This is a genomic window from Sulfurimonas autotrophica DSM 16294 (assembly GCF_000147355.1).
Classification (GTDB): domain Bacteria; phylum Campylobacterota; class Campylobacteria; order Campylobacterales; family Sulfurimonadaceae; genus Sulfurimonas; species Sulfurimonas autotrophica.
The window spans coordinates 1,063,498-1,086,893 of the sequence record NC_014506.1; the positions used below are offsets into that span (position 1 = coordinate 1,063,498).

The 23,396-nt window shown below is 35.4% G+C and carries 23 protein-coding genes; 19 read left to right on the forward strand and 4 right to left on the reverse strand.

All coding sequences use genetic code 11. From position 1 onward, the window contains the following. Positions 1-175: 175 nt before the first annotated feature. Positions 176-2,059, forward strand: coding sequence for a YgiQ family radical SAM protein (locus SAUT_RS05485; RefSeq protein WP_013326881.1), 1,884 nt, complete (start codon positions 176-178; stop codon positions 2,057-2,059). Here SAUT_RS05485 and SAUT_RS05490 read toward each other — a convergent pair. Continuing rightward, positions 2,056-2,997, reverse strand: coding sequence for a class I SAM-dependent methyltransferase (locus tag SAUT_RS05490; protein WP_013326882.1), 942 nt, complete (start codon positions 2,995-2,997; stop codon positions 2,056-2,058). The genes SAUT_RS05485 and SAUT_RS05490 overlap by 4 nt on opposite strands. Positions 2,998-3,063: 66 nt before the next feature. On the opposite strand from SAUT_RS05490, the gene SAUT_RS05495 reads away from it, so the two are divergent. The 18 genes from SAUT_RS05495 to SAUT_RS05575 all read left to right on the forward strand — a co-directional run bounded on the left by SAUT_RS05495 (position 3,064) and on the right by SAUT_RS05575 (position 19,598). Next, entirely contained in the window at positions 3,064-4,311 is a 1,248-nt protein-coding gene (locus tag SAUT_RS05495; RefSeq protein ID WP_041675427.1) for a hypothetical protein, read from the forward strand. 55 nt (positions 4,312-4,366) lie between these two features. Then, positions 4,367-6,211 carry a putative bifunctional diguanylate cyclase/phosphodiesterase gene (locus SAUT_RS05500; RefSeq protein WP_013326884.1) on the forward strand — a complete coding sequence of 615 codons (1,845 nt, stop codon included), beginning with the start codon at positions 4,367-4,369 and terminating at the stop codon, positions 6,209-6,211. A gap of 175 nt (positions 6,212-6,386) precedes the next feature. Next, positions 6,387-6,635 carry an RNA-binding S4 domain-containing protein gene (locus SAUT_RS05505; RefSeq protein ID WP_013326885.1) on the forward strand — a complete coding sequence of 83 codons (249 nt, stop codon included), beginning with the start codon at positions 6,387-6,389 and terminating at the stop codon, positions 6,633-6,635. After that, positions 6,632-7,618, forward strand: a complete 987-nt coding sequence (trpD, locus tag SAUT_RS05510; RefSeq protein WP_013326886.1) for an anthranilate phosphoribosyltransferase — start codon at positions 6,632-6,634, stop codon at positions 7,616-7,618. Before SAUT_RS05505 ends, trpD begins: the two co-directional genes overlap by 4 nt. After that, positions 7,615-8,031, forward strand: a complete 417-nt coding sequence (gene tsaE, locus SAUT_RS05515; RefSeq protein ID WP_013326887.1) for a tRNA (adenosine(37)-N6)-threonylcarbamoyltransferase complex ATPase subunit type 1 TsaE — start codon at positions 7,615-7,617, stop codon at positions 8,029-8,031. The genes trpD and tsaE overlap by 4 nt, the downstream gene beginning before the upstream one ends. Next, complete coding sequence (lptB, locus tag SAUT_RS05520; RefSeq protein WP_013326888.1) at positions 8,019-8,741, forward strand: LPS export ABC transporter ATP-binding protein; 723 nt, start codon at positions 8,019-8,021, stop codon at positions 8,739-8,741. The genes tsaE and lptB overlap by 13 nt, the downstream gene beginning before the upstream one ends. 14 nt (positions 8,742-8,755) lie before the next feature. Beyond that, complete coding sequence (locus tag SAUT_RS05525; RefSeq protein WP_013326889.1) at positions 8,756-10,027, forward strand: RNA polymerase factor sigma-54; 1,272 nt, start codon at positions 8,756-8,758, stop codon at positions 10,025-10,027. Next, positions 10,028-10,771, forward strand: a complete 744-nt coding sequence (locus tag SAUT_RS05530) for a TIGR02757 family protein (protein ID WP_013326890.1) — start codon at positions 10,028-10,030, stop codon at positions 10,769-10,771. A gap of 22 nt (positions 10,772-10,793) precedes the next feature. Continuing rightward, positions 10,794-11,564, forward strand: a complete 771-nt coding sequence (locus SAUT_RS05535) for a patatin-like phospholipase family protein (RefSeq protein WP_013326891.1) — start codon at positions 10,794-10,796, stop codon at positions 11,562-11,564. Positions 11,565-11,668: 104 nt separating this feature from the next. Then, positions 11,669-11,737, forward strand: a complete 69-nt coding sequence (locus SAUT_RS11645; protein ID WP_083778325.1) for a nucleotidyltransferase domain-containing protein — start codon at positions 11,669-11,671, stop codon at positions 11,735-11,737. 34 nt (positions 11,738-11,771) lie between these two features. Continuing rightward, a complete protein-coding gene (locus tag SAUT_RS05540) occupies positions 11,772-12,236 on the forward strand; it encodes a 5-methylcytosine restriction system specificity protein McrC (protein WP_083778303.1) in 465 nt (154 codons plus the stop codon). A 163-nt stretch (positions 12,237-12,399) separates the two neighbouring features. Then, entirely contained in the window at positions 12,400-12,831 is a 432-nt protein-coding gene (locus SAUT_RS05545) for a CoA-binding protein (RefSeq protein ID WP_013326892.1), read from the forward strand. A gap of 3 nt (positions 12,832-12,834) precedes the next feature. Beyond that, the gene (ilvA, locus tag SAUT_RS05550) at positions 12,835-14,037 is read left to right on the forward strand and encodes a threonine ammonia-lyase (RefSeq protein WP_013326893.1); all 1,203 of its coding nucleotides are present in this window, start codon (positions 12,835-12,837) and stop codon (positions 14,035-14,037) included. Between the two features lie 3 nt (positions 14,038-14,040). Then, the gene (locus SAUT_RS05555) at positions 14,041-16,167 is read left to right on the forward strand and encodes a WD40 repeat domain-containing protein (protein ID WP_013326894.1); all 2,127 of its coding nucleotides are present in this window, start codon (positions 14,041-14,043) and stop codon (positions 16,165-16,167) included. An 80-nt stretch (positions 16,168-16,247) separates the two neighbouring features. Further along, complete coding sequence (locus tag SAUT_RS05560) at positions 16,248-17,945, forward strand: acetolactate synthase large subunit (protein ID WP_013326895.1); 1,698 nt, start codon at positions 16,248-16,250, stop codon at positions 17,943-17,945. Next, positions 17,945-18,421: an acetolactate synthase small subunit gene (ilvN, locus tag SAUT_RS05565; RefSeq protein ID WP_013326896.1), complete on the forward strand. Its 477-nt coding sequence runs from the start codon at positions 17,945-17,947 to the stop codon at positions 18,419-18,421. Before SAUT_RS05560 ends, ilvN begins: the two co-directional genes overlap by 1 nt. 4 nt (positions 18,422-18,425) lie before the next feature. Then, on the forward strand, positions 18,426-19,376 hold the full coding sequence (gene lpxD / locus SAUT_RS05570) for a UDP-3-O-(3-hydroxymyristoyl)glucosamine N-acyltransferase (protein ID WP_013326897.1): 951 nt from the start codon (positions 18,426-18,428) through the stop codon (positions 19,374-19,376). An 18-nt stretch (positions 19,377-19,394) separates the two neighbouring features. Next, positions 19,395-19,598, forward strand: coding sequence for a hypothetical protein (locus SAUT_RS05575; protein ID WP_013326898.1), 204 nt, complete (start codon positions 19,395-19,397; stop codon positions 19,596-19,598). Positions 19,599-19,606: 8 nt separating this feature from the next. Here SAUT_RS05575 and SAUT_RS05580 read toward each other — a convergent pair whose 3' ends face one another. From SAUT_RS05580 to speA, 3 genes are all read right to left on the reverse strand, one after another. Beyond that, positions 19,607-20,779: a pyridoxal phosphate-dependent aminotransferase gene (locus SAUT_RS05580; RefSeq protein WP_013326899.1), complete on the reverse strand. Its 1,173-nt coding sequence runs from the start codon at positions 20,777-20,779 to the stop codon at positions 19,607-19,609. A gap of 76 nt (positions 20,780-20,855) precedes the next feature. After that, the gene (cysE, locus tag SAUT_RS05585; RefSeq protein WP_013326900.1) at positions 20,856-21,557 is read right to left on the reverse strand and encodes a serine O-acetyltransferase; all 702 of its coding nucleotides are present in this window, start codon (positions 21,555-21,557) and stop codon (positions 20,856-20,858) included. A gap of 8 nt (positions 21,558-21,565) precedes the next feature. Next, on the reverse strand, positions 21,566-23,395 hold the full coding sequence (gene speA, locus SAUT_RS05590; RefSeq protein ID WP_013326901.1) for a biosynthetic arginine decarboxylase: 1,830 nt from the start codon (positions 23,393-23,395) through the stop codon (positions 21,566-21,568). Position 23,396 lies beyond the last annotated feature (1 nt).

Here is a 23,396-nt window from a genome sequence, read left to right on the forward strand (position 1 = left end):
TGGTTGGCGATACTAGTATCGTTAGCCTAAGTTTAACGAAGAAGATAAGCCTTTTAAGTGTTGCCCTTCGGGTGAAGAAAGAAAACACAATCTACTTCGTTGAAAATCCTTGAAGCTACTAGTAGCTCCTACGGATTTTCGCCTTGTATCTTATGGTTTCTTTCTTCATTGAATTATGACATTTATTATGGTCGGGCACTTAATAACAAATAATCTTTTCTTTTGTATAAATAGTGTATTATTAGCATACTATTTTACATCTCCAAAAGGCCATATCTTGAGCAGACGAAACAAAAACAAACACAACAATCCAAAAAGAGATACTGTCACTTTCAGTGAAAAAGATTTTCTTCCGACAACCCGTGCGGAGATGGATGCAAAAGGATGGGATTATTGTGATGTGATATTAGTCAGCGGTGATGCTTATATAGACTCTCCCTTTATTGGCGTTGCGATGGTTGGACGTATGCTTGAGAAAATGGGATACAAAGTTGGGATGATAGGACAGCCTGACATTGATAAGCCTGATGATATTATGCGTTTGGGCGAGCCGCGTTTATATTGGGGTGTAAGCGGTGGCAGTGTTGATTCTATGGTGAGTAACTATACGGCTACAAAAAAGTTCAGAAACTCAGATGATTATACACCGGGCGGAAAAAACAACAAACGTCCTGACCGTGCACTCAGTGTTTATTGTAATCTTATCCGTCGTTATTTTAAAAATACTGTACCTTTAGTTCTTGGCGGAATTGAAGCATCTTTACGTCGTGTCAGTCATTATGATTACTGGTCTAATAAACTAAAAAAACCTATATTGTTTGATTCCAAAGCGGATGTTATGATTTATGGTATGGGAGAAATAGCCTTAGAACAGTTGACCCGTGCCATAGATGAAAAGAGAGACTATAGAGATATAAGAGGGGTCTGTTATATATCCAAAGAGCCTGTATATGAGTATACTCAACTCCCTTCACATCAAGAGTGTTTGGATGATAAAGAAAAATATATAGATCTTTTTGATGATTTTTATGATAACAATGACCCTATATCGGCAAAAGGACTCTGTCAGCCGGTGGACAGCCGTTATCTTATTCAAAATCCTCCCTGTGATTATTTGAATGAAAATGAAATGGATGCAAACTCAAACCTGCCTTTTACAAGAGAGTTGCATCCCTATTATGCAAAAGATGGAAAAGTGAAATGCTTGGAGACGATTAAGTTCTCAATTATGACACATCACGGCTGCTGGGGTGAGTGTAACTTTTGTGCTATCGGCGTGCATCAGGGACGTACTATCAGAACGCGTTCCGAGACAAATATTTTATCTGAGGCAAAAGATTTTAACAAGTATAAAGATTATAAGGGCATTATCTCTGATGTCGGCGGACCGACTGCAAATATGTACGGCTATGAGTGCGGTAAAAAGCTGAAACTGGGAACCTGTGATCATCAGCGTTGTGTGGATGCAAGTCATTTGTGTAAAACTATGAAAGTTGATCATGCAAGAAATATTAATCTTTTAAGGCAGGTTCGCGAAGTTGAAGGTGTTAGAAAGGCATTTGTGGCTTCGGGTGTAAGATATGACTTGATTACAGCCGATAAACAGCATGGATACAGCTACTTAAAAGAGATGGTAGAACATCATATATCGGGACAGATGAAAGTAGCTCCTGAACATACACAACAGCATGTACTTGAGCTTATGGGAAAACCGGGGAAACAGACACTTATTGATTTTAAAAAGCTTTATGACAAACTCAATAAAGAATCGGGTAAAAAGCAGTTTTTAACTTATTATCTTATAGCTGCTCATCCTGGTTGTGAGGAGAAAGATATGCATGAGCTCAAGCGTTTTACAACGGAGGAACTGCAGATGAACCCTGAACAGGCTCAGGTCTTTACGCCGACACCTTCGACCTATTCGGCGGTGATGTATTACACTGAGTTAGACCCTAAAACACGCAAAAAAATATTTGTGGAAAAAGATATGAGAAGAAAAGAGAAACAAAAACAGATAGTTGTGAAAAAAGACAGCTTCTGCAGTGGTTTTGCATCTTAACTTTTACGAATAGATGTAGCCGTTACAAAGATATAATCTTTGCCTGTAACGGTCACACGAAACTTTTTTTGCTGCAGGTATTTTTTTGCGAACATAACATCTTTGTAAAGCAGTCCCATCTCTGAAAAAGCATAGTTTTTTACCTTTGCCCCGTATATCATTTCACCGTCAATCCAACGGCAGTTTGGAAAGCCGAGTATCATGGCTCCATCTTTTTTAAGCTGATTTTGCACTAGAGACATTAAAAGTTTGTTATATTCAAGATTTGAACTTTGAAGTGTTCCTATGCTTATGATGAGGTCAAATTCTCCTAAATTAAGCGAGTTTAACTCATTTATATCGGCTACATGTAAAGATATGTTGGGCATATTTTTAAATTTTTCTTTTGCTGCGGCTATGGCAGATTCACAGTAATCTATACCGACAAGTTTCAAGTCATTAAAATTCTCTGCATAGGCCTTTATGGCTTCAAACTCATCACCGCTGTTGACACCGAGATTTAAAATGCGCACTCTTTTGTTTACATGTACGTTTTGTAGAGCTTGTATATAGCTATAAATAAAAGAGGCTTCTTCATTTTTGTGAATTTGTCCGAAAATAGAGTCTTTTCCGTATTTCTCTTCTTTGTCTGTGATATTTTTGTGAAAGCTGCTCTCTTCGTCGAGTTTTTCATAACACATAACTATATAATACTCATCAACTATTTTAGGTGTGAGCATTCTGCACTTGAGTAAATGTGCCAAATCAACCCAGCTTTTATACCCTCTATAAATATGCGCTACACCGTTACATGTAACGACATTTCCATTATAAAGAGAAGATACAGTGTCAGGATTAAGCACTTTAAATTCAATTATCTCTTTTTGCTGCAGTGTGCCGAAAGTATTTTGTAGTATTTTTGTGATTTGTGTCATAGTTTGATAGGTAAAGGTTAACATACTTGAATTATACACTGTTATTGGATAAAATGATAAGAAAGAACAAAAGAGAGATGTATGCTATCGATGAAAATTCCTTATCTGGATGATGTAATTCAATTAATCAATGATAATGAAGATTTAATAGCGTACAACTATAAAGGCAAAGATAATCAACTTTTGATGTCTAAAGAGTTAGTTGATGCAATTTATGCTTTCATAGAAAAGAACAAACCTGATAATATTGATGAAAAAGAACTTTTAAAGGTAGTCATCAGGCAGGCGTTTGAGCTGTCAAAAAATGATGTGGTTGTGAGTCGAAGCGGACAGATATTTATTAAAATATTTGATGAAAAGACAAAGCAGGATGTCAAAGAAAAAGATGTAGGTACGGTTGCCGGTCGTTATAATGGATTTAGTGAAGAAGAATTACACGATTTTTATCAAGAATTTTTTGCAGATGAAGAGAACAAAGACTTTTTTCAATTTATAGCCAAAGAATTTTTTCAAAAGTATTTTGTAGAGCACCCCATCAATAATGAAATATATGAAAAATATGTTTTTTCTTATATAAAGCAAATAATTGCCGAGCAGTTAGATGCTATGTATGATGATGATAACGACGGTTTTTTTCAAGGATTTTCAGGGTATATTTTCAGGATTCATTTTAAGGAAGTTTTTGAGCATATAGCAGATTTGATGTTGTATGAAATATCAATAAACAACAACTATATAATAAAGTTTTTAAAATACTACTCTTTAAACATTTTAGTTGTCGGCGGAAAAAAATATAAAATTCCGAGTTTGGAAACAGAAGACGGCTTACGATGGAATGTCGTTTCTATGCTTTCTATCGCCAAAGTCTATACAAAAAGTAAGAAAAATCTCGATAAATTTAAAAAAGAGATGAACAAAATAAAAAAAGAGATGTCTCAATTTTATGTAGAAGGACTCTCTCCGCTTGAATATAACGCTTTGGCATATGACAAAATAACCAATCTTGAAAAAGATATTGAAGATCAAAAACTTGAATTAGAAAAAAATTATGATTCTCTTGAACTCTCAACTGATGAAAATGAAGATAAAAAAATTAAAAGAGACATTATAAGAATTAAAAGCCATACAGGAACAATGGTAAATCAAAAAAGAGAGATTTTCAACTCTATGATAAGCAAAGCCAGGTTCCATCAATATGCAAATCTGCAAAAAGAGCTGGAATCGTTGCAGAAAGAGTACAAAAAAGAGAAAAAAGTAATATTGCAAAATCAAAAGGCATATATGTCGATGCGAAACTCTTTGGTAAAGGCACTTACTGAAAAAAGACAATTGTTATAAAAGTGTTAAAGTTGTGATATAATTACTTTATCTTATAGCAAAGGTCTTTATACCTATGAATGATAATATTCATTTTTATAATTTTATGCACAAACAAATCCTAGTTGTTATTGCACTGTTTCTAGGTACTGGACCGGGTTATATCTTAATGGGTTTTTTATATTCATCAATATTTATAGAGACATTATGGTTTTTAATCGTTGTTTTGGTCTCTGTATGGGGATACAAACTTTATAAACGATACTCTTTTGATATGACGATAAAAGAGAAAAACCGCTGGCTGTTACATGTAAGGTATTTCATGTTTGTCTATTTTTCTTTATGGACAGTTATCTTTTTGTATTACATTTCCAAAGATAATATTCATCTGCATTATATTGCTATTGCTACCCAGCTGGGCAGTGCTGTTGTGGCATCAACGATTTTAGCTTCCCAAAAAAGACTTGTTATAATTACGGTTGCCTCTTTGATGCTGCCTATTATACTCTACTTTTTAGCTATCGGGCAGATATATTCTTATCTGCTTGCCTTTTTTACCGTTGTTTTAACAATCGTTTTACTCTATGCTGCAAAAAACACCTATGAATATCTGCTAAAGAGCAGATTTCAGGCTTACCATGATTATTTGACAGGATTGGGTAATCGACGCTACTTTATAGAACATTTGGCTAGTTCAGTAAAAGAAAATAAAGATAAATACACCTATCTGCTCTTAATAGATTTGGATTATTTTAAAACTATTAATGATACGTTGGGACATGATGTAGGTGACAAACTCTTAATAGAAGTTTCACAAAGGCTGACAAAATTATCATCTGTGCATCACAATATTGTTGCCAGACTGGGTGGAGATGAATTTTGTATCTTAAGTGATGCGTTTGACACCAAAGAGTTGTGCCTTGCTGAAGCAGAAGAGTTTTCAAACAAAATTTTAAAAACGATAAAAGAGGCATATTTTATAGAAGACAGCAGTCTGCATATCAGTGCAAGTATCGGTGTAAGTATTATAAACAATCCTCAGCTTAATGCAAATGATTTTTTAAAAGAGGCTGACATTGCCATGTATGAGGCAAAGCACAATGGCAGGGATGATGTTATTATTTTTAATGATGAACTTTGCAGAGTTATTGAAGAGAAGCTTCAAATTGAAAGATTACTGCACTTTGCCATAGAAAAAAATGAAATATTTTTACAATACCAGCCCCAAACAACCTGCAAAAATAAGATTATCGGCTGTGAAGTCCTTGCTAGATGGAAAAGTGCACAACTCGGTATGGTTAGTCCTGAAGTATTTATAGCGGTTGCCGAGAGTACCGGTTACATCATAGAACTGGGTGAATATATTTTAGAAGAATCCATAAAAACTCTGCAAAGATGGGAAAGTATGCATATGAACCTGCATCAGTTGTCTGTCAATATCAGCATGAGACAGCTTCTAAATAAGGACTTTACTATTACAGTGAAACGCTTGTTTGAAAAGTATAATGTTGCAGATTTTAAAACAAAACTGATTTTTGAAATCACCGAGACAAGTACATCAGAAGATTTAAAAAGATTGATCAGTATCATTAATGAGTTAAAAAAATATAATATTCAATTTTCCATAGATGATTTTGGAACCGGATATTCATCATTAAGTTATATACGTGATATTCCTGCATATGAGTTGAAAATTGATAAATCTTTTATAGCAGAACTTGATGATAAACGACAGGCCTCTTTAGTAAAAAGTATCATAGATATTTCAAAAAACCTAAATCTTAGAATAGTGGCCGAGGGTGTTGAAGCACAAGAACAAAAAGATTTTTTGGCAAATTTGGAGTGTGATTTGTATCAAGGGTATCTTTTTTCTAAGCCACTTTTAAAAGAAGATTTTGAAAAATTGATGCAGAATAATTAATAATGCAAAAAATGTTCCAACTTTTTTCTTTTCTTACATTATTTTCAGTTTTATTTGTCTACAATAAACAAACTATACTTTAAATAAGTAATTAACTTTTAGAGGACAAATCCTCCCGTTGGTCTGAGCCTCAAAAAGCAAATCACTTATTTTTTAAAAAATAAAAAGATAAAGAATGAGAATAGATAAATTTTTAAATTCGGTTAATATTACAAAAAGACGTTCCGTTGCACAAGATATGATAAGTAACGGCGTAGTGGAGATAAACGGCGTAGTTGCCAAAGCCAGTAAAAATGTGGAAGTGGGTTCTGTTGTTACAATCAACTATCTCAACGAATCAAAAAAGTATGAAGTGCTGCAAATCCCTACAACAAAATCAACACCTAAATCATTACAAGGCCAGTATATAAAGGAACTCTCATGACATATGATGAAGCAATAGCAAAATTTACATCACTTTTTAATCATGAAATGAGTGATGAAACTATGCGTGAATTTCTTGAAGGTATGAGGCTTGATGAGAGTACTCCTGTAACAGTGATTGCAGCTGCTGCACATGTAATGCGAAGTTTTGCTATTCCTTTACCTATTTCTGATGAACTTAGAAATAACGCTTTAGATATTGTAGGGACGGGCGGTGATAAAATAGGCAGTTTTAATATCTCCTCAACTGTGGCTTTGCTTGCTGCTTCTTGTGGTGCAACCGTTGCAAAACACGGAAGTCGCTCTATCACTTCAAAAAGCGGTAGTGCTGATATGTTTGAAGCACTAGGCGTTCGGCTTGATTTAAGTATAGAACAAAGCGCAAAACTTTTAGAAGAGACCAGTTTTACATTTATGTTTGCACAAAACCATCATCCTGCCATGAAATTTATTGTACCGGTGCGCAAAAGTATCCCCGATAAAACTATATTTAATATACTGGGTCCTTTAACAAACCCTGCCGGTGTAAAAAAGTCGATGCTGGGTGTATTTGACAAAGCTTTTGTACCAAAAATGGCCCAAGCTTTAAAAATAAACGGCGCAAAATCAGCCTTAGTTGTAAGTTCAAATGAAGGGATGGATGAAATAAGCATCAGTGATATCACCTATGCTTCACTTTTAAAAGGTGATGATATGCAGGAGTTGATAATAGATCCGCAGGAATACGGCATTAAAAAAGCACCTTTGAGAGCTATAATGGGTGGAGATGCAAGAGTGAATGCCAATATTTTACGAAATATTTTTGATGACACGGCAACAGAGGCTCAAAGAGATATAGTTCTAATCAACACGGCAGCATCATTAATGGTTGACGGTTTGGCGCGAGATATACAGGATGGTTTGGAAATGGCAAGAGAAGCTATCGCCAATGCAAGACCTAAAGTGAAATTAAAGCAAATAATAGAAACATCAAATAAATTATGAAAAGCGCTTATAAACTGAACTTGAAAGAACTTGACTCTTTGGTAAATGATATTATCCGTGATTTTAAAGATGGTGTTGTTATCTTAAAAGGTGATTTGGCTGCAGGAAAAACAACTTTGGTGAAAAAGATAGCAAAAGAATTAGGTTATAAAGAGGATGTCACATCACCCACATTTTCACTGCAGCAATACTATGGAGACAAACTATTTCATTATGATATTTACAATCATGGACTTGAACATTTTATATCATTGGGAATGCTCGAAGAGTTAGAAAAACCGGGACTTCATTTTATAGAGTGGGGTAGTGATGATTTGGTAGATATCTTACTGTCTGCCGGAATCCAAACAATGACAATAAAAATAGAAAAAATTTCAAACGATGCAAGAGAGTATAAAATATGCACACATTAAAAGCAGCGGATTTAAAAAAGAAAATCAAAGATTTAGAAATAGTAAAAAGTGTAAGCCTTGAAGTTCATAGTGGAGAAGTTGTAGGCTTACTTGGTCCAAACGGAGCAGGAAAAACTACAACTTTTTATATGATATGTGGCTTAGTAGAAGCAACAGAGGGCAAAGTCTATTTTGACGGTGAAGACTTGATAGGTATGCCTCTGCATGAAAGGGCACTCAAGGGTATTGGTTATTTACCTCAAGAAGCTTCGATTTTTAAAGATTTGACAGTTGAAGATAACTTGATGATTGCAGCTGAAGTTGGAATAAAAGATAAGCAAGAGCAAGAGGCAAGAATAGTAGAACTCCTTGATATGTTTAATATTGAGCCTATACGATATAGAAAAGGAATCAGCCTCAGCGGTGGAGAACGTCGTCGGGTAGAAATTGCACGTGCGCTTGTGAATAAACCAAAATTTTTATTGCTTGATGAACCTTTTGCAGGAGTTGACCCTATCGCAGTAATGGATATACAAAAAGTTATACACCAGCTTATATCATATGATATTGGCGTGCTTATTACAGACCATAATGTACGTGAAACACTTGATGTGTGCGACAGGGTATATGTTATAAAATCAGGCGAACTGCTTGCACAGGGAACCAGTGATGAAATCGGACAAAATGAAGATGTTCGTACGCATTATCTCGGCGAGAGCTTCAAGCTTTAGGAGTTTATGAAAATATGGGAGCATTAAGACAGACACAGGGGGTTGAAACAAAGCATAAGCTCTCAAACACTCTGCGTAATTGGCTTCCTATTTTACACTCAAGTCTCTCGGATTTGGGCGAAGCCATGACTCCTTTTGTAGAAGCCAATCCTGTCATAGAAGTAAAATCAGGCTATGAAGAAGATTTTGAAAAAAGAATTCCAAAAAAAATAATTTCTCGTGGGGTGAGCAACTCTAGAACAGAACAGATAGAAGCGTTGACTATTCAACACAAAAGCTTATATGATGTTTTGGATGAGCAAATCGGTGCGCCGCTTTTTCCGACACCGATATCGCAGGAGATAGCTTCTTTTGTCATTGCAAATTTAGATGAACAGGGCTACTATGACGGCGATACAGAAGTTTTTTGTCAAGAACATGATATAAACATACAAAATTTTGAAAAAATCCGTCTGCGCTTCTTACATGTAGATCCGGTGGGTATAGGTGCAAAAGATTTGGCAGAGTCATTTTTGTTTCAGCTTGATAATGCAAATATTAGTGACAAGGCATATAGTTTGGCTGTAGAAATCATTAATGATATTCAAAATATTCATGCCTATTCCAAAGAGGAATCTTTTAGTGAAGTGATGCATGTCATTGCAACATTTAAAAACCCTCCAAATATCGAGTATCAGGAAGATTCCGCGCAGATAGTTCCTGACTTAATGATATACTTTAATGATGAACAACAGATAGAAGTCAAACTTAATGATGCTTATTACCCTATTATAAATATTGACACCTCTTATGGTGTGGAACATGAATTTGTTACGCAAAAAATTAAAGAGGCAAAAAGTCTGGTAGATGCACTCGATATGAGAAAAGCAACGCTGTATAAAGTAGGGCTGATGATAGTCGAGTACCAGTATGAATTTTTTACAGGCGGACAGATTATGCCTTTGACGCTTAAAACTCTCGCTGATGAGTTTGGACATAATCCTTCAACTATTTCACGAGCTATTGCAAACAAATATATAGCCTGTGACAGAGGCGTACTTGCTATGAAAGAGTTTTTTACAACCGCCATTGATGAAGATGTCAGTAATGCTGCCATAAAAGAGTATCTTATAGGACTTGTGAAGCAAGAAAGTAGAGCGAAACCTTTGAGTGACATGAAACTTTTAGACTTGATTCAAGAAAAGTTCAAAGTAAAAATGGTCAGACGAACCATAGCAAAATATAGAAAACAGCTCAACATTGCAGGTTCAAGCGAGCGGAAAAAACTGTACCAGTTGGGATTATAAGTGGATGTTAAAAAACTGTTGGATGCAGAGGCAGCTTTACGAAATATTTCAAGTGAAATAAATCAGGAAAAACCTGACCCGATTTTAGTGGCGCACAGATATAAAGACCCTGTAATTGCTCTCATTTGTGCGCTTTTTGCCTATGGAAACGTGAAGCAAATTGTAAAATTTTTAGACTCTTTAGATTTTTCACTTTTAAATGAAGATGATGCCGTGATAGAGAATGCTTTGCAAAATTACTATTATAGATTTCAAACCGGTGCAGATATTTCCGCACTTTTTATAGCGCTCAAACGGTTACATGTAACCCAAACATTAGAATCCGTGTTTCAAAGTGCATATAATGAGAAAAAGAACGTCATAGACGGCATAAATGCGCTGATTGAAAAGCTCAACTCACTCTATACACATAATTCAAGAGGCTATACTTTTTTACTCTCAAAGGTAAGCACAAAAACAAAAGGTGCAGGTTCATTAAAGCGGTGGATGATGTTTCTCCGTTGGATGGTTAGAGATGATAATATAGATATGGGCTTATGGAAAGGGATAGACAAAGCCGATCTGATTATGCCACTTGATACGCATACATTTAATGTGAGCCGGCGTTTAGGACTGCTGCAAAGAAAAACATATGATTTAGAGGCGGCAATAGAACTTACACAAACATTAAAAAAATTTGACCCAACAGACCCGTTAAAGTATGATTTTGCCTTGTACCGGCTCGGGCAGGAAAAAATAATATAGCTAAAATACTGGAGTATGCGAAATGAAAAATAATCAATTTCCAAAAGAGATAGGCTTGTGCCTCTCAGGAGGAGCAGGTCGTGGGGCTTATCATTTGGGTGTTATTTCAGTATTGCAAGAAAATAATATACAAATTAAAGCCATAAGCGGTACAAGTATTGGTGCCCTAATCGGTGCATCTTTGGCATGTGGGAAGAGTGCTGAGTATATTTTGGAAGTGATACAATCAAAAGAGTTTCGCTCTGTTTTTCAAATCTCTTTGGGACGTGGCTATATGTTTAAACTTAAGTCTAACGCAGCAGTTATCAATAAACTTATTGATAAAGAGAGCTTTGAAGAACTTGACATACCCTTAAGTGTTGTGGCATGCGATGTAAAAAATGAAAGCGCAGTTTATTATAATAAGGGCAAGGTCCTTAAAGAAGCAGTCTTAGCGTCTTGTTCTATTGCACCAATATTTTGTCCTGTGTATGTAAATGAGACACTAGTCGTAGACGGCAGTTTGGTAGATAATTTCCCGGTTGAACAGTTATATAAGTATAATTATCCGATACTTGGCATAAATCTTTTTCCAAAGTATAAAGAGGTTCCAAAAACTATGCTGGGCTGGCTGAAAAAGAATATACATACAGCATGGCACTCTAAATATGCCGTTAAAAAAGAGCTGTGCGATATATACTTGTGCAATGAAGAACTTCTAAATGTAAAAATATTTTCATTTAAAGATATAAATAAAGCATATATGCTGGGAAGAGAAGATATGCAAAAAAATTTAGAAAAAGATGCGCTATAATTTAATTATTAAATAATAGGAGTTTATGATGAATCGTGATTATGTTTTAAGTTTATTAGCACAATAGAAGAAAAATAATTACGATAAATACGGCATAGAGAAGTATTGATATATTTGGCTCCGTTGCTCGTGGAGAAGCAACAGATTTGAGTGATGTAGATGTTTGCATATAAGCAAAAACTCCTGATATGTTTATAGAGGTGTAGTATATTTTTAAACAATCACTCTTTTTCGCCTTATAGAAGTAATGATATGGCTTATACTCTCTTATTTGATATGAATCTACTCTTTGAATCTTATGTTGCATATTTTTTCAAAAAAAATTATCAAGATAGAGATGTTAAAACACAAGACAGACAATATAAACTTGTAGAATCTCATGATTTATTTCGATTAAAACCTGATATTGTAATTGATAAAAATATTATATTAGATACAAAATGGAAATTGATAAATCAAGAGAGTAAAAATTATGATTTGTCACAGGCAGATTTATATCAAATGTATGCCTATGGTAAGAAATATGATGCTAATGATATTTATTTAATTTATCCTAAAACTAAAGATTTTCAATCATCTTTAGATGTTGCTTTGGCATATGATGAGAGTTTAAATGTTCATATTTTATGTTTTGATTGTATAGATATTAATAAAAATATATTTATTTTTTAATTTTTTCTATGTATTTATGTTTTCATACCATGTTAAATTTATCAATGACTTTATTATTTTTAGATATAATTTCTTCAACAGAAGAGTTCGGCCTTGCTAACCTTACTGAAGTTAGTTCAACTAGAGTCGGATATTAATGATAAAATATGAAAAAGGCGTAAACATGGAGTGCGAATTTCCTACAATAAACTTGAATACGGATGAAGTAAAAGAAATTTTTGAGAGTGTTAAAACTATTGCAGTTTTAGGACTTTCACCTGATGAGAGTAAAGACAGTCATAGAGTAGCTAAATATCTTCAGGCTCATGGCTATAAAATAGTGCCGGTTTACCCAAAAGGTGAAACTATTTTAGGCGAAAAAGTCTATAAATCCTTAGCAGATATTCCTTTTGAAGTTGATATGGTTAATATTTTTAGAAAACCTGCTGCACTTGATGCTATTGCTGATGCTTGTATTGCCCGCGGTGATGTGAAGGTGTTTTGGGCTCAAAAAGGCATCGTTAATAATGAAGCTGCAAAAAAAGCACAAGATGCGAGTATGAAAGTAGTACAAAATCGATGTTCTATGGTTGATCATAGAAATCTTCAGGCGTAGCCGTTGATACCATTACAAAAAATAAAAGATGCACAAAAACGTATAGAGGGTGTGGCTGTAAATACACCTTTTTCTCATGCTCCTTATCTCAGTGAAATTGCCGGATGCAATGTTTATTTGAAAAAAGAAAATTTACAGATAACCGGTGCTTTTAAACTTCGCGGCGCATATAATAAAATAGCTACCTTAACACCGCAGCAAAGAGAATGCGGTGTTGTTGCGGCAAGTGCAGGCAACCATGCACAAGGCGTTGCCTACTCAGCTGCAGCATTTGACACAAAAGCAGTTATTGTTATGCCTGAATCTACACCGCTTACAAAAATAGACGGTGTGAAACATTTCGGCGCAGAGGTCATACTTGCAGGAGCAAATTATGATGAAGCCTATGCTTATGCAAAAGAATACGGCGAAAAAAATCATTTAACTTTTGTACACCCTTTTGAAGATGAAGAGGTTATGGCCGGGCAGGGTACTGTTGCCTTAGAGATTTTAGACAAATGCAATGAACTTGATGCTGTCCTCATTCCTGTCGGCGGCGGCGGCCTTATAGCAGGTATGGCCAGTGCGATTAAAGCGATAAACCCAAATATAAAAGTCATCGGTGTAAGTGCCAAAGGTGCTCCGGCATTTAAAAATTCTTTTGATTTAAAAAGGGCTGTTGATTCAACAAGTGTGAGAACTATAGCTGACGGAATAGCCGTACGAGATACATCATCCATTACGCTTGGATATGCCTTAGAATGCGTAGATGAAATAATCAGTGTAGATGATGAGGAGATAGCGAGTGCTATACTGTTTTTACTTGAAAAACAAAAACTTGTCGTAGAAGGAGCAGGCTCTGTCGGTGTTGCCGCTTTATTGCATCATAAGTTAGATTATTTAAAGGAAAAAAATGTTGCAGTGGTATTGAGCGGCGGGAATATGGATGTCACTTTACTTTCTGTAATTATAGAAAAAGGTCTTTTAAAATCCCATCGTAAAATGAAACTCACAGTCACATTAGTTGATAAACCGGGTTCATTAATGCGTTTTACGCAAATACTGCAAGAGTTAAATGCAAATATCGTTCATATTTCTTATGACAGGACTTCTATATCGCTGGATTACGGTGATGCAAACGTTACTGTGCATATGGAAACAAAAGGTAAGCAGCATCAAGAAGAAATTAAAAAGGCTCTCATTAAAGAGGGTTATTTAAGGAATTGATTTATGAAACTCGTCAATAGTAAAAGTGTAGTACAGTCGGTAGTATTACTACAGATATTGGACGATAATACTCTTGTAGTTGTTGACGCAAACACAACAGTTCGATATTTTAAACATGACAGCTTAGAATTATTTGGCGGTTTTAAGGTGGGGATTAATCATGAGCGATACAAATCCAGTGTTGTTGCATATAGTCAAAATGGAGAATATCTGGCAACTTTAAGTGCAGACTGTAGAGAATCCAGACTTTATAATACACAATCCAAACAAATGGTGACAAAAGTTGACAGGCATCATGGAGAGGCTTCTTGTGTAGGTATTGATCCTCTTTCAAGATATATGTTTTCATGTGGAGATGATGGAAAAACTTTCGCAATCGATGTCAAAAGTGGAAAACTAGTCTTTACTCTTCCTCACCACGCTGATACAATAAATGATATTGCATTTACAAAAAATGCAAATTGGGTTGCGACAGCAAGTTATGATAGAAAAATTTCTCTTTTTAATCTTGTCACTATGTCTCCGAAAGATAAACTAATCGCACATTCTGCACCTGTTATAAAATTAAATTTTTTTCATAAAAACAAACTTGTAAGTGTAGATAAAAACTCAAGTGCCATTATATGGGATATCTACACAGGCAAAGTGTTGCAGCGTTTAGAAGGTATTCATGATGAAGTTACACAAATGTGTATCAGCGGGGATGAACAGTTTTTATTTCTTGGTACGACATTGGGATATATTCTGCTTTATGATTTAAATACTTATGAATTAATATCAGGTAAATATATTAAAATGGTTTCTCCAATAACAGCTTTAGAGTTTGATGTAGAGCTGAATTATCTTATTGTTGGGACAGATGATGGCTTTTTAATGCAGTATGATATTTATGAGGGAGAAGAGAGATTAAAAGAACTACTCAAACGTAAAGATTTTGCCGAGATACACAAACTTGCAGAATATAATCCCATACTAACATATACAAAAGTATATAAGCTTATATCTAATCTTTGGAAAAATACTTTCAAACAGGCCAAAATAGCACTGCAAAATGGTGATAAAAACAAGGCAATGCTGTTGTTTAATCAATTTAAAAATATTCCTTCAAAAAATAGAATTATTCAAAAGTTAATAAAAGATTATGTTGAATTTGACAAGTTCTTAAATTTTGCAAAAGAGGGAAAATTGGCACTAGCTTACAATCTTGTAAATACATATCCTGTGTATAAAGAATCAAAAATTTATCAGGCACTTGAAGAGCGATGGAAAAAAGCATTTGTTCAGGCCCAAAAATATATTTTACAGCCAAAGGGTATACCAAAAGCTAAAGAAATTTTAGCTCCATACAGAGGTATAAGTGAAAAAACAAAATTTGTTCAAGAAATATTGACAAAAGGTGAAATTTATAAACGGCTTAAAGATGCTATTGGACAAAAAGAGTTTAAAATATGCTTCGAACTCATTAAACGCCATCCTTTCTTAAAAGAATTTCCTGATTATGATGCCCTGATGACATATGGAGACACACTTTATATTCAAGCACACAAATACATTAAAGAAAATAATACGCATTCTGCTTTAAAACTTTTACAAGTATTAAAAGTTTTCAGTGATTTTAGCGAAGAAGCACAAGAACTTATTCAAGAAATACAAACAAAACAAAAGTTTTTTAATGCTGTACAAGATAATGATATTGCAACTGCATACAATATGATGGCAGTTTCAGAAGATTTACTGGAAACAGATGATGGTGTAATATTGCAGCAACAATGGAATAATGATGTCATGAAGGCTAATAAATATGCTGCTCTTGGGAATGTGCAGGATGTATATGCGGTTTTAAAGCCATATATGAAAATAGAGTCAAAATATACTTCTTTGGCAACAATATTTGGATGGTGTTATATAGTTCAACTCGAAACTGCTTTAGAACAAAATATTCCACAAACTGTTCTGGAAAAGGGTATTAAAAATTATATACTAAGTTTTGGTTTACAGGACCAAATTGAAGATTATTTTGAATCTTTTAAAAAAAAATATCCAGCTTCAAAATTAAACTTTGAACTTTTAAAAAAGGGTGCTATCTCAATGTGGCGGCCTTCAATGATTGTAAAATCAATTTTAGATTAATACTTTAACCTCAATTATAGTTCTCCTAAAGTATAATTAGCGAATTTTTAAAATTATATATTATTTATAGGAGACTTTTCATGCAAATTAGTGGCGCACAAATGGTCATTGAAGCTTTAATTGCGGAAGGTGTAGACACAGTTTTTGGCTACCCCGGCGGAGCAATTATGAATGTCTATGATGAAATTTACAAACAAGATAGTTTTCAACATATTTTAACTCGCCATGAGCAGGCAGCGGTTCATGCTGCAGAGGGGTATTCTAAAGCCAGCGGAAAAGTCGGTGTATCAATGATAACAAGCGGCCCGGGATTTACCAATGCCGTAACAGGTTTAGCTGATGCTTACATGGATTCGATTCCTTTGGTTGTAATATCAGGACAGGTTCCTATGAGCCTTATCGGCACAGATGCATTTCAAGAAATTGATGCCGTTGGAATCAGCCGTTCTTGTACGAAGCATAATTATCTTGTAACAGATGCAAAAGATTTACCGCGTATTCTTAAAGAAGCTTTCTATATCGCAAGAACCGGTCGTCCTGGTCCTGTACATGTAGATATTCCAAAAGATGTTACTGCACAGATTGCAGAGTTTGATTATAATGTGGAGCTTGATTTAGAGACATATAAACCGCATGTAAAAGGGAATCCTCGTCAAATTAAAAAAGCAATGGAAGCCATAGCCAATGCGAAGCGTCCTGTGTTTTATCTTGGCGGCGGTATTATTAACTCAAATGCAGCATATGAAGTAAGGGATTTGGTGCATACTACAGGTATTCCTGCTGTTGAAACGTTCATGGCTCGAGGTACACTCTCTTATGATGACGACTTGCTCATAGGTATGCTTGGCATGCACGGTTCGTATGCGGCAAATATGGCGATGAGTGAAACAGACTTGGTTATTGCTCTTGGTGCCAGATTTGATGACCGCGTAACGGGAAAATTAAGCGAGTTTGCTAAAAATGCGGCAGTTATACATGTAGATATAGACCCGGCAAGTATTTCAAAGCTAGTTCATGCTAATTATCCTATTGTCGGTGATATAAAAAATGTTGTGAATGAGATGCTCAAGCTCAGCTCTATGGTAGACAGTAACAATTATGAGCCATGGAGAGAAACAATAGAAAACTTTGCACAGCTGCATCCACTTACATTTCATGAAGACAGTGAAAACATCAAGCCTCAGTGGGTTGTAAAAAGAGTAGGTGAATTGCTTGGCGATGATGCAAATATCTCTACAGATGTTGGACAGCACCAAATGTGGACTGCACAATTTTATCCGTTTACGAGACCCCGTCAGTTTATAAGCTCCGGCGGACTTGGAACAATGGGGTTCGGCTTTCCGGCGGCTATTGGTGTAAAAGCTGCAGTACCTGAAAAAACGAGTATCAACTTTACAGGTGACGGTTCTATATTAATGAACTGCCAAGAATTAATGACAGCGGTTGAGAAAAAACTACCGGTTATCAATATTATCTTAAATAATAACTTTCTTGGGATGGTTCGTCAATGGCAGACACTTTTTTATGACAAACGCCATAGTGAGACTGATCTTTCCGTACAGCCTGATTTTGTAAAACTCGCTGAGGCTTTCGGCGGAATAGGGTACAGAGTTTCTACAAAAAAAGAATTTGATGCAGCCTTAAAAGAGGCAGTTGAGAGAAATATTGTTGCATTTATTGATGTAAAAGTTGAAAGATTTGAAAACGTTATGCCAATGGTTCCGTCAGGCGGAAGCTTGTTCAATATGATGTTGTTAGAGAAAAAGGAGAGTAAATAATGAATGACAATAATGAAAGAAGAGTAGTTTCAGTTATCGTTGTAAATGAAGCGAGTGTTTTATCTCGCATTACCGACCTTTTCTCCGGACGTGGTTATAACATAACATCTTTAACTGTTGCTCCGATTCCGGAGAGTAAGTATTCTCGTCTGACAATTGTAACATCAGGTTCTGTGCGCGTGATTGAGCAGATTACAAAACAGCTTCACAAGCTTATTCCTGTTCTAAGGGTATATGAGCATGCTGATTTAGTTGAAAAAGAAATGGCTCTTGTGAAATTTCCAATCACAGAAAACATCAGTGATATCAGTGCAATATGTAATGCATATAATGGAAAAATAGTAAATGTCGGTAATGATGTGATTATAACAATGGTTGCCGATGAGCCAAAAAGAGTAGATCATTATCTTGAAGCCATTAGAAAGTATAATCCAAAAGAGATAGTAAGAAGCGGCGCTGTCGCATTAGAGAGATAAAAATATGAAGCTGAGTAAAATAGCTTCAATTTTAGAATGTAATTTTGAAGGTAGTGATACTGAAATTATTGGTATTAATACTCTCAAGGATGCAAAAGAGGATGAAGTCTCTTTTGTCTCCAACTCTAAGTATGTCAAAGACCTTGAACATACAAAAGCAGCAGCAGTTATAATTTCTGAGAATCTTGCATCTCAACTTCCTGCAGACTGTATACCATTGGTTACAAAAAATCCTTACTGGTCTATGGCAATTCTTTCAAAATATTTCGCACCGCCGATAGAAGATGATACCCCTTCTCAGCCAAAAATCGGTAAAAATTCAAAAGTTTCTCCCAAAGCTGAAATAGCAAACAGTGCTGTCATTGGTGAGAACTGTACAATTTTGGCGCATGTTTACATAGGTGCCCAAGCTGTTATCGGTGATAATACCGTTATTTACCCAAGCGTTACCGTTTATAGAGATTGTGAAATTGGCAATAACTGTATGATACATGCAAATACAGTAATCGGCTCAGACGGGTTTGGGTTTGCTACAAATGAGAAAGGCGAACATAAAAAGATTTACCAAAACGGGAATGTTGTTATAGAAGATGATGTCGAAATAGGAAGCAATACAAGTATTGACAGGGCAGTATTCGGCTCTACTGTCATTAAAAAAGGTGTTCGTATAGATAATCTTGTACAGATAGGACACAACTGTGAAATAGGCGAATACAGCGTTCTAGTTTCACAGGTTGGACTTGCAGGTTCTTCTAAACTTGGCAGAAATGTTGTTATGGGCGGTCAATCAGCGACAGCAGGACATCTTGAGATTGCACCATTTTCAACTTTTGCAGCTAGAAGTGGAATTACAAGCTCCATAAAAGAGCCTGGTAAAACATACGCCGGTTTTCCTCTTATGGGACATAGACAATGGCTTAAACTTCAGGCAAAACTTGCTAGACTTATTAAGTAAAAACAATAAGGAGTCAAGATGTCAAAAATAATTGCATTAAGCGGAACGAAAAACGGTGTTATATCTATAAGAAAAATCAATGAACCTTATGGTCCGGGAAGCGGTACTGTTGCCAGTGTTGGAATTTCACTCTCAGGTGAATCAGAAAATCCTGAATGGAAAGTCCATATTCCATTGGATAATTTAGATGAAGTTATTAAGGCTTTATCAGAACTAAAGTAGGGTAAAACCTACTTTGCTTTGAGTTCGCCAACGAACGCATCAATTCTTTTTATACCTTCTCTTATGCTGGCAATGCCGGTAGCAAAACTAAATCTGAAATAGCCTTCACTCCCAAAACCTACACCGGGAACAACGGCAACACCTTTAGTTGCCAAAAGTTCTTTTGCAAATGTAAGTGAGTCGTTACTGACTTCTTGAATGTTTACAAAGAGATAAAAAGCACCATCAGGTTTTAAAACACTCAAACCGTCTACTTCGTTAAAAAGTTTGACTGCTTCATCGCGGCGTTTTACAAACTCTTTTCTCATCATTTCAATATCTTCATCTGCACTGCCGTCAAGCCCTGCAATAGCAGCATATTGTGTCATTGTATTTATATTGGAAGTACTTTGAGACTGCAGTTTTTTTGCTGCTTTTATAATCTCAGTATGATATGCAGCCATATACCCGAATCTCCAGCCCGTCATTGCTACAGATTTACTTAAACCGTTGATTGTAATAGTTCGTTTAAACATATCTTCACTTACGGCTGCAGCAGAAGTAAAATTACCTTCATAAATAAGCTTCTCATACATTTCATCACTTGCGACTAAAACATCTGTTCCCTTAAGGACTTCGCCTAAAGCAGTAAGCTCTTCTTTTGAATAAACTGCACCGGTTGGATTAGACGGTGTTGTTAATATCAGCATTTTTGTTTTTTCTGTCAAAGCATTTTTTAACTGCTCAGGTGTGATTTTAAATGCGGTAGCATCACTTGTTGGAAGTTCAACAACTGTTCCGTCGAAGTACTTTACAAGTTCAGGGTAGGTTACCCAGTAAGGTGCAGGAATAATCACTTCGTCACCTTTTTCAATTGTTGTAGAAAAGAGATTAAACAAAGAATGTTTTGCTCCATTGCTTACAATAATTTGATTTGGCTGATATGTAAGATCGTTATCTCTTTGTAATTTATGAGCGATTGCTTCTCTCAGAACCGGAATCCCATCAACTGCAGTATATTTTGTAAATCCATTGTTTATTGCATCTATAGCAGCATCTTTAATTACACGCGGTGTATCAAAATCCGGTTCACCGGCTGAAAAACTGAGAATATCTTTCCCTTCAGCTTTTAATTCTTGTGCAAGAGCAGTGATTGCCATTGTTATAGATTCTGATAGTTTGTCTATGCGTTTTGCTAGCATTGAAACCCTTTAAATGATATATTTAAAGAATTATACTAAAAAATTTATGTATATTAGTTGAGAAAAGAGTAAAAAATTAATTTTTCATTGATTTTATAAAAGATTCGTATATATGTTCAAGTTCCAGATCCTGATCTAAAAGATTTTTATTCTCTTTGACAAGAATATGCTCCAGTATAGCAACTCTTTTAAGCAGGTATTCAAACATTTCTTTGTTAATATCAGGCAGCATATTGTGCATAAAAGGGTCTTTACATCTTCCTTTTTCAATGATATGTGCGGGAATACCGACAGCGGTAGAACAGTCTGGAACCTCTTTTACAACAACTGAGTTTGCACCAATTTTAGCATGTTCACCTATAACTATATTACCTAAAACTTTTGCGCCGGCACCTATAACTGCACCTTGTCGTACAGTCGGATGACGTTTTCCGTGTGTTAAAGAGACACCGCCGAGGGTAACACCTTGGTATATCAGCACATCATCTTCAATGACAGCAGTTTCTCCGATGACGACACCAAAACCATGGTCAATAAAAACGCGTTTACCAATAACCGCAGCAGGATGGATATCAATATTTGTGAGTACTTGGTTTAATCCCATAATAATTCTTGCTGTTCTTGTAAAATTTGATTTGTAAAGCTTATGTGCTATTCTGTACCATGCAACTGCCCAAACACCAGGATAATTAAATAAAAAATCAATTTTTGAGTTTAATGCAGGATCATTTTTATATGCGTTTGAAAAATCTTCTTTTATTTCTGCAAATATTCCCATGATAATCCTTAGTTTGTTGTTCTTAAGTAGCCATTTTGATGCAAAAATCTTTCAAGCTGTGCAAGTGTATCATTTTTTTCTTTTTCTGTAATAAAGTCAGCATTTGCGAGTTTACTTTTAAGTTGATTTAATATTTCATTTTTATCATATCCGATTGATTCAAGGATGTCTAAAATAGTTTTGGATTCGACTGCATTTGTTATACTGTATCCTGTATCCGTTATTGCAATAGTGTATTCATTTGGATGCGTAAAGAGATTATGATCCATTCCTAAAGTTTCTTGATAGGCTCCGACATTAAAAAAGGCGAGAAAGTAATCCTCTTCATCTATATTTACATCATGCAAATAGAGAGGTTTTTCAGGATTAAAGCCTATCTCTCCATCGCTGTCACATGTGATATCCCACAAAGAAGCAGCACGCAGAGGTGTTGTATTTAAATGGTGAATAGGCATAACGGGAAAGTGCTGTCCAAGTCCCCAATAATCAGGCAGACTTTGAAATATTGAAGCATTTATCAAGTAGCGTTCCTGTAGTTTTATCTGCAGTTGTTCAAGTTCATTTGTAGGGTTGGCTGATTTTAAGTAAAGGGCTTTTTTTATAATATTATGAACTAAAATTTCTGCATTGGAACGGTCTTGAAGATCAATATAGCCTAAATCAAAAAGTGTAAAAAGAGACTCCATATGATCAAGCGCATCATGCAGGTATTCAATACAATTAGCATTGTTTAACAGCCGATTGAGTTCTATAAGTTCTCCAATAAGGGGAGGATTTGTCTCTTTGAAATTTAAAAGTTTTTCTTGGTAATCCTGCGTAAAAAGCTCTAAAACAGGGGTAATGAGTACAGCATGAGAAGCGACAATAAATCTTCCTGATTCGGTAAATATATCCGGATGTGCAACATTTTTTGCATTCATGATTTCACCGAGCAAAAAGACAACAGAACTTGAAAACTCATCTATAGAGTAGTTACGTGCATGTGATTGTTCATGCTGGTCATATTCGACTGCCAGTCCGCCGCCGATGTTTATGCTTGAGAGCGACTCTGCACCCATTTTTTTAAGTTCGGCATAAATATTACCTGCTTCTCTGAGTGCTTTTTTAAGCGGTGCGATATCTGCCATCTGTGAACCTATATGGAAGTGAATCATTTTTAGTTGCTGAATTAAACCGGCATCTTTTAAGAGATTTACAGCTTCAATGATTTCAGTGGAAGTAAGTCCGAATTTTGCATCCATACCGCCGCTTTTTGCCCAGATGCCACTGCCTGCACTATGCAATCTGACGCGTATACCGATATTAGGAACTTTTAGACTGCATTGAGCAGCAACTTCAATAATCGTTTCAAGTTCATTTAGCCCTTCTATCGTAACGGTTATATTGTGACCGCTTTGCGCGGCTATAAATCCAAGAGTGAGCATCTCTTCATCTTTGAAACCATTGACAGTGATGTTGGCACCATCGAGTGTTTTGCTCATTGCTAAGATAAGTTCAGCCTTGCTTCCAGCTTCTAGCCCATAATTGTATTTTGCACCTTGTGATGTAATTGCTTCAACGGCTGCAGGAAATTGATTGACTTTGAGAGGAAAAACAGCATTAAAACTTCCTTTATAATTATTCTCTTCAATGGCTTTTTCAAAATAATTATAAAGTGTTTTAATCTGCCTTTTTATTAAATGCGGAAATCTCAAAATAAGCGGTCCCTTGAGATCATCTGCCCGTATCTTGCTGACTATTTCAAGCAAAGAGGGCATTGATTTGTAGTTGAGTTTTATTTCACCGTCTTCTATTATGAAATTTTTGTTTGACCAAATATTAAGACCGAAATTATTCATA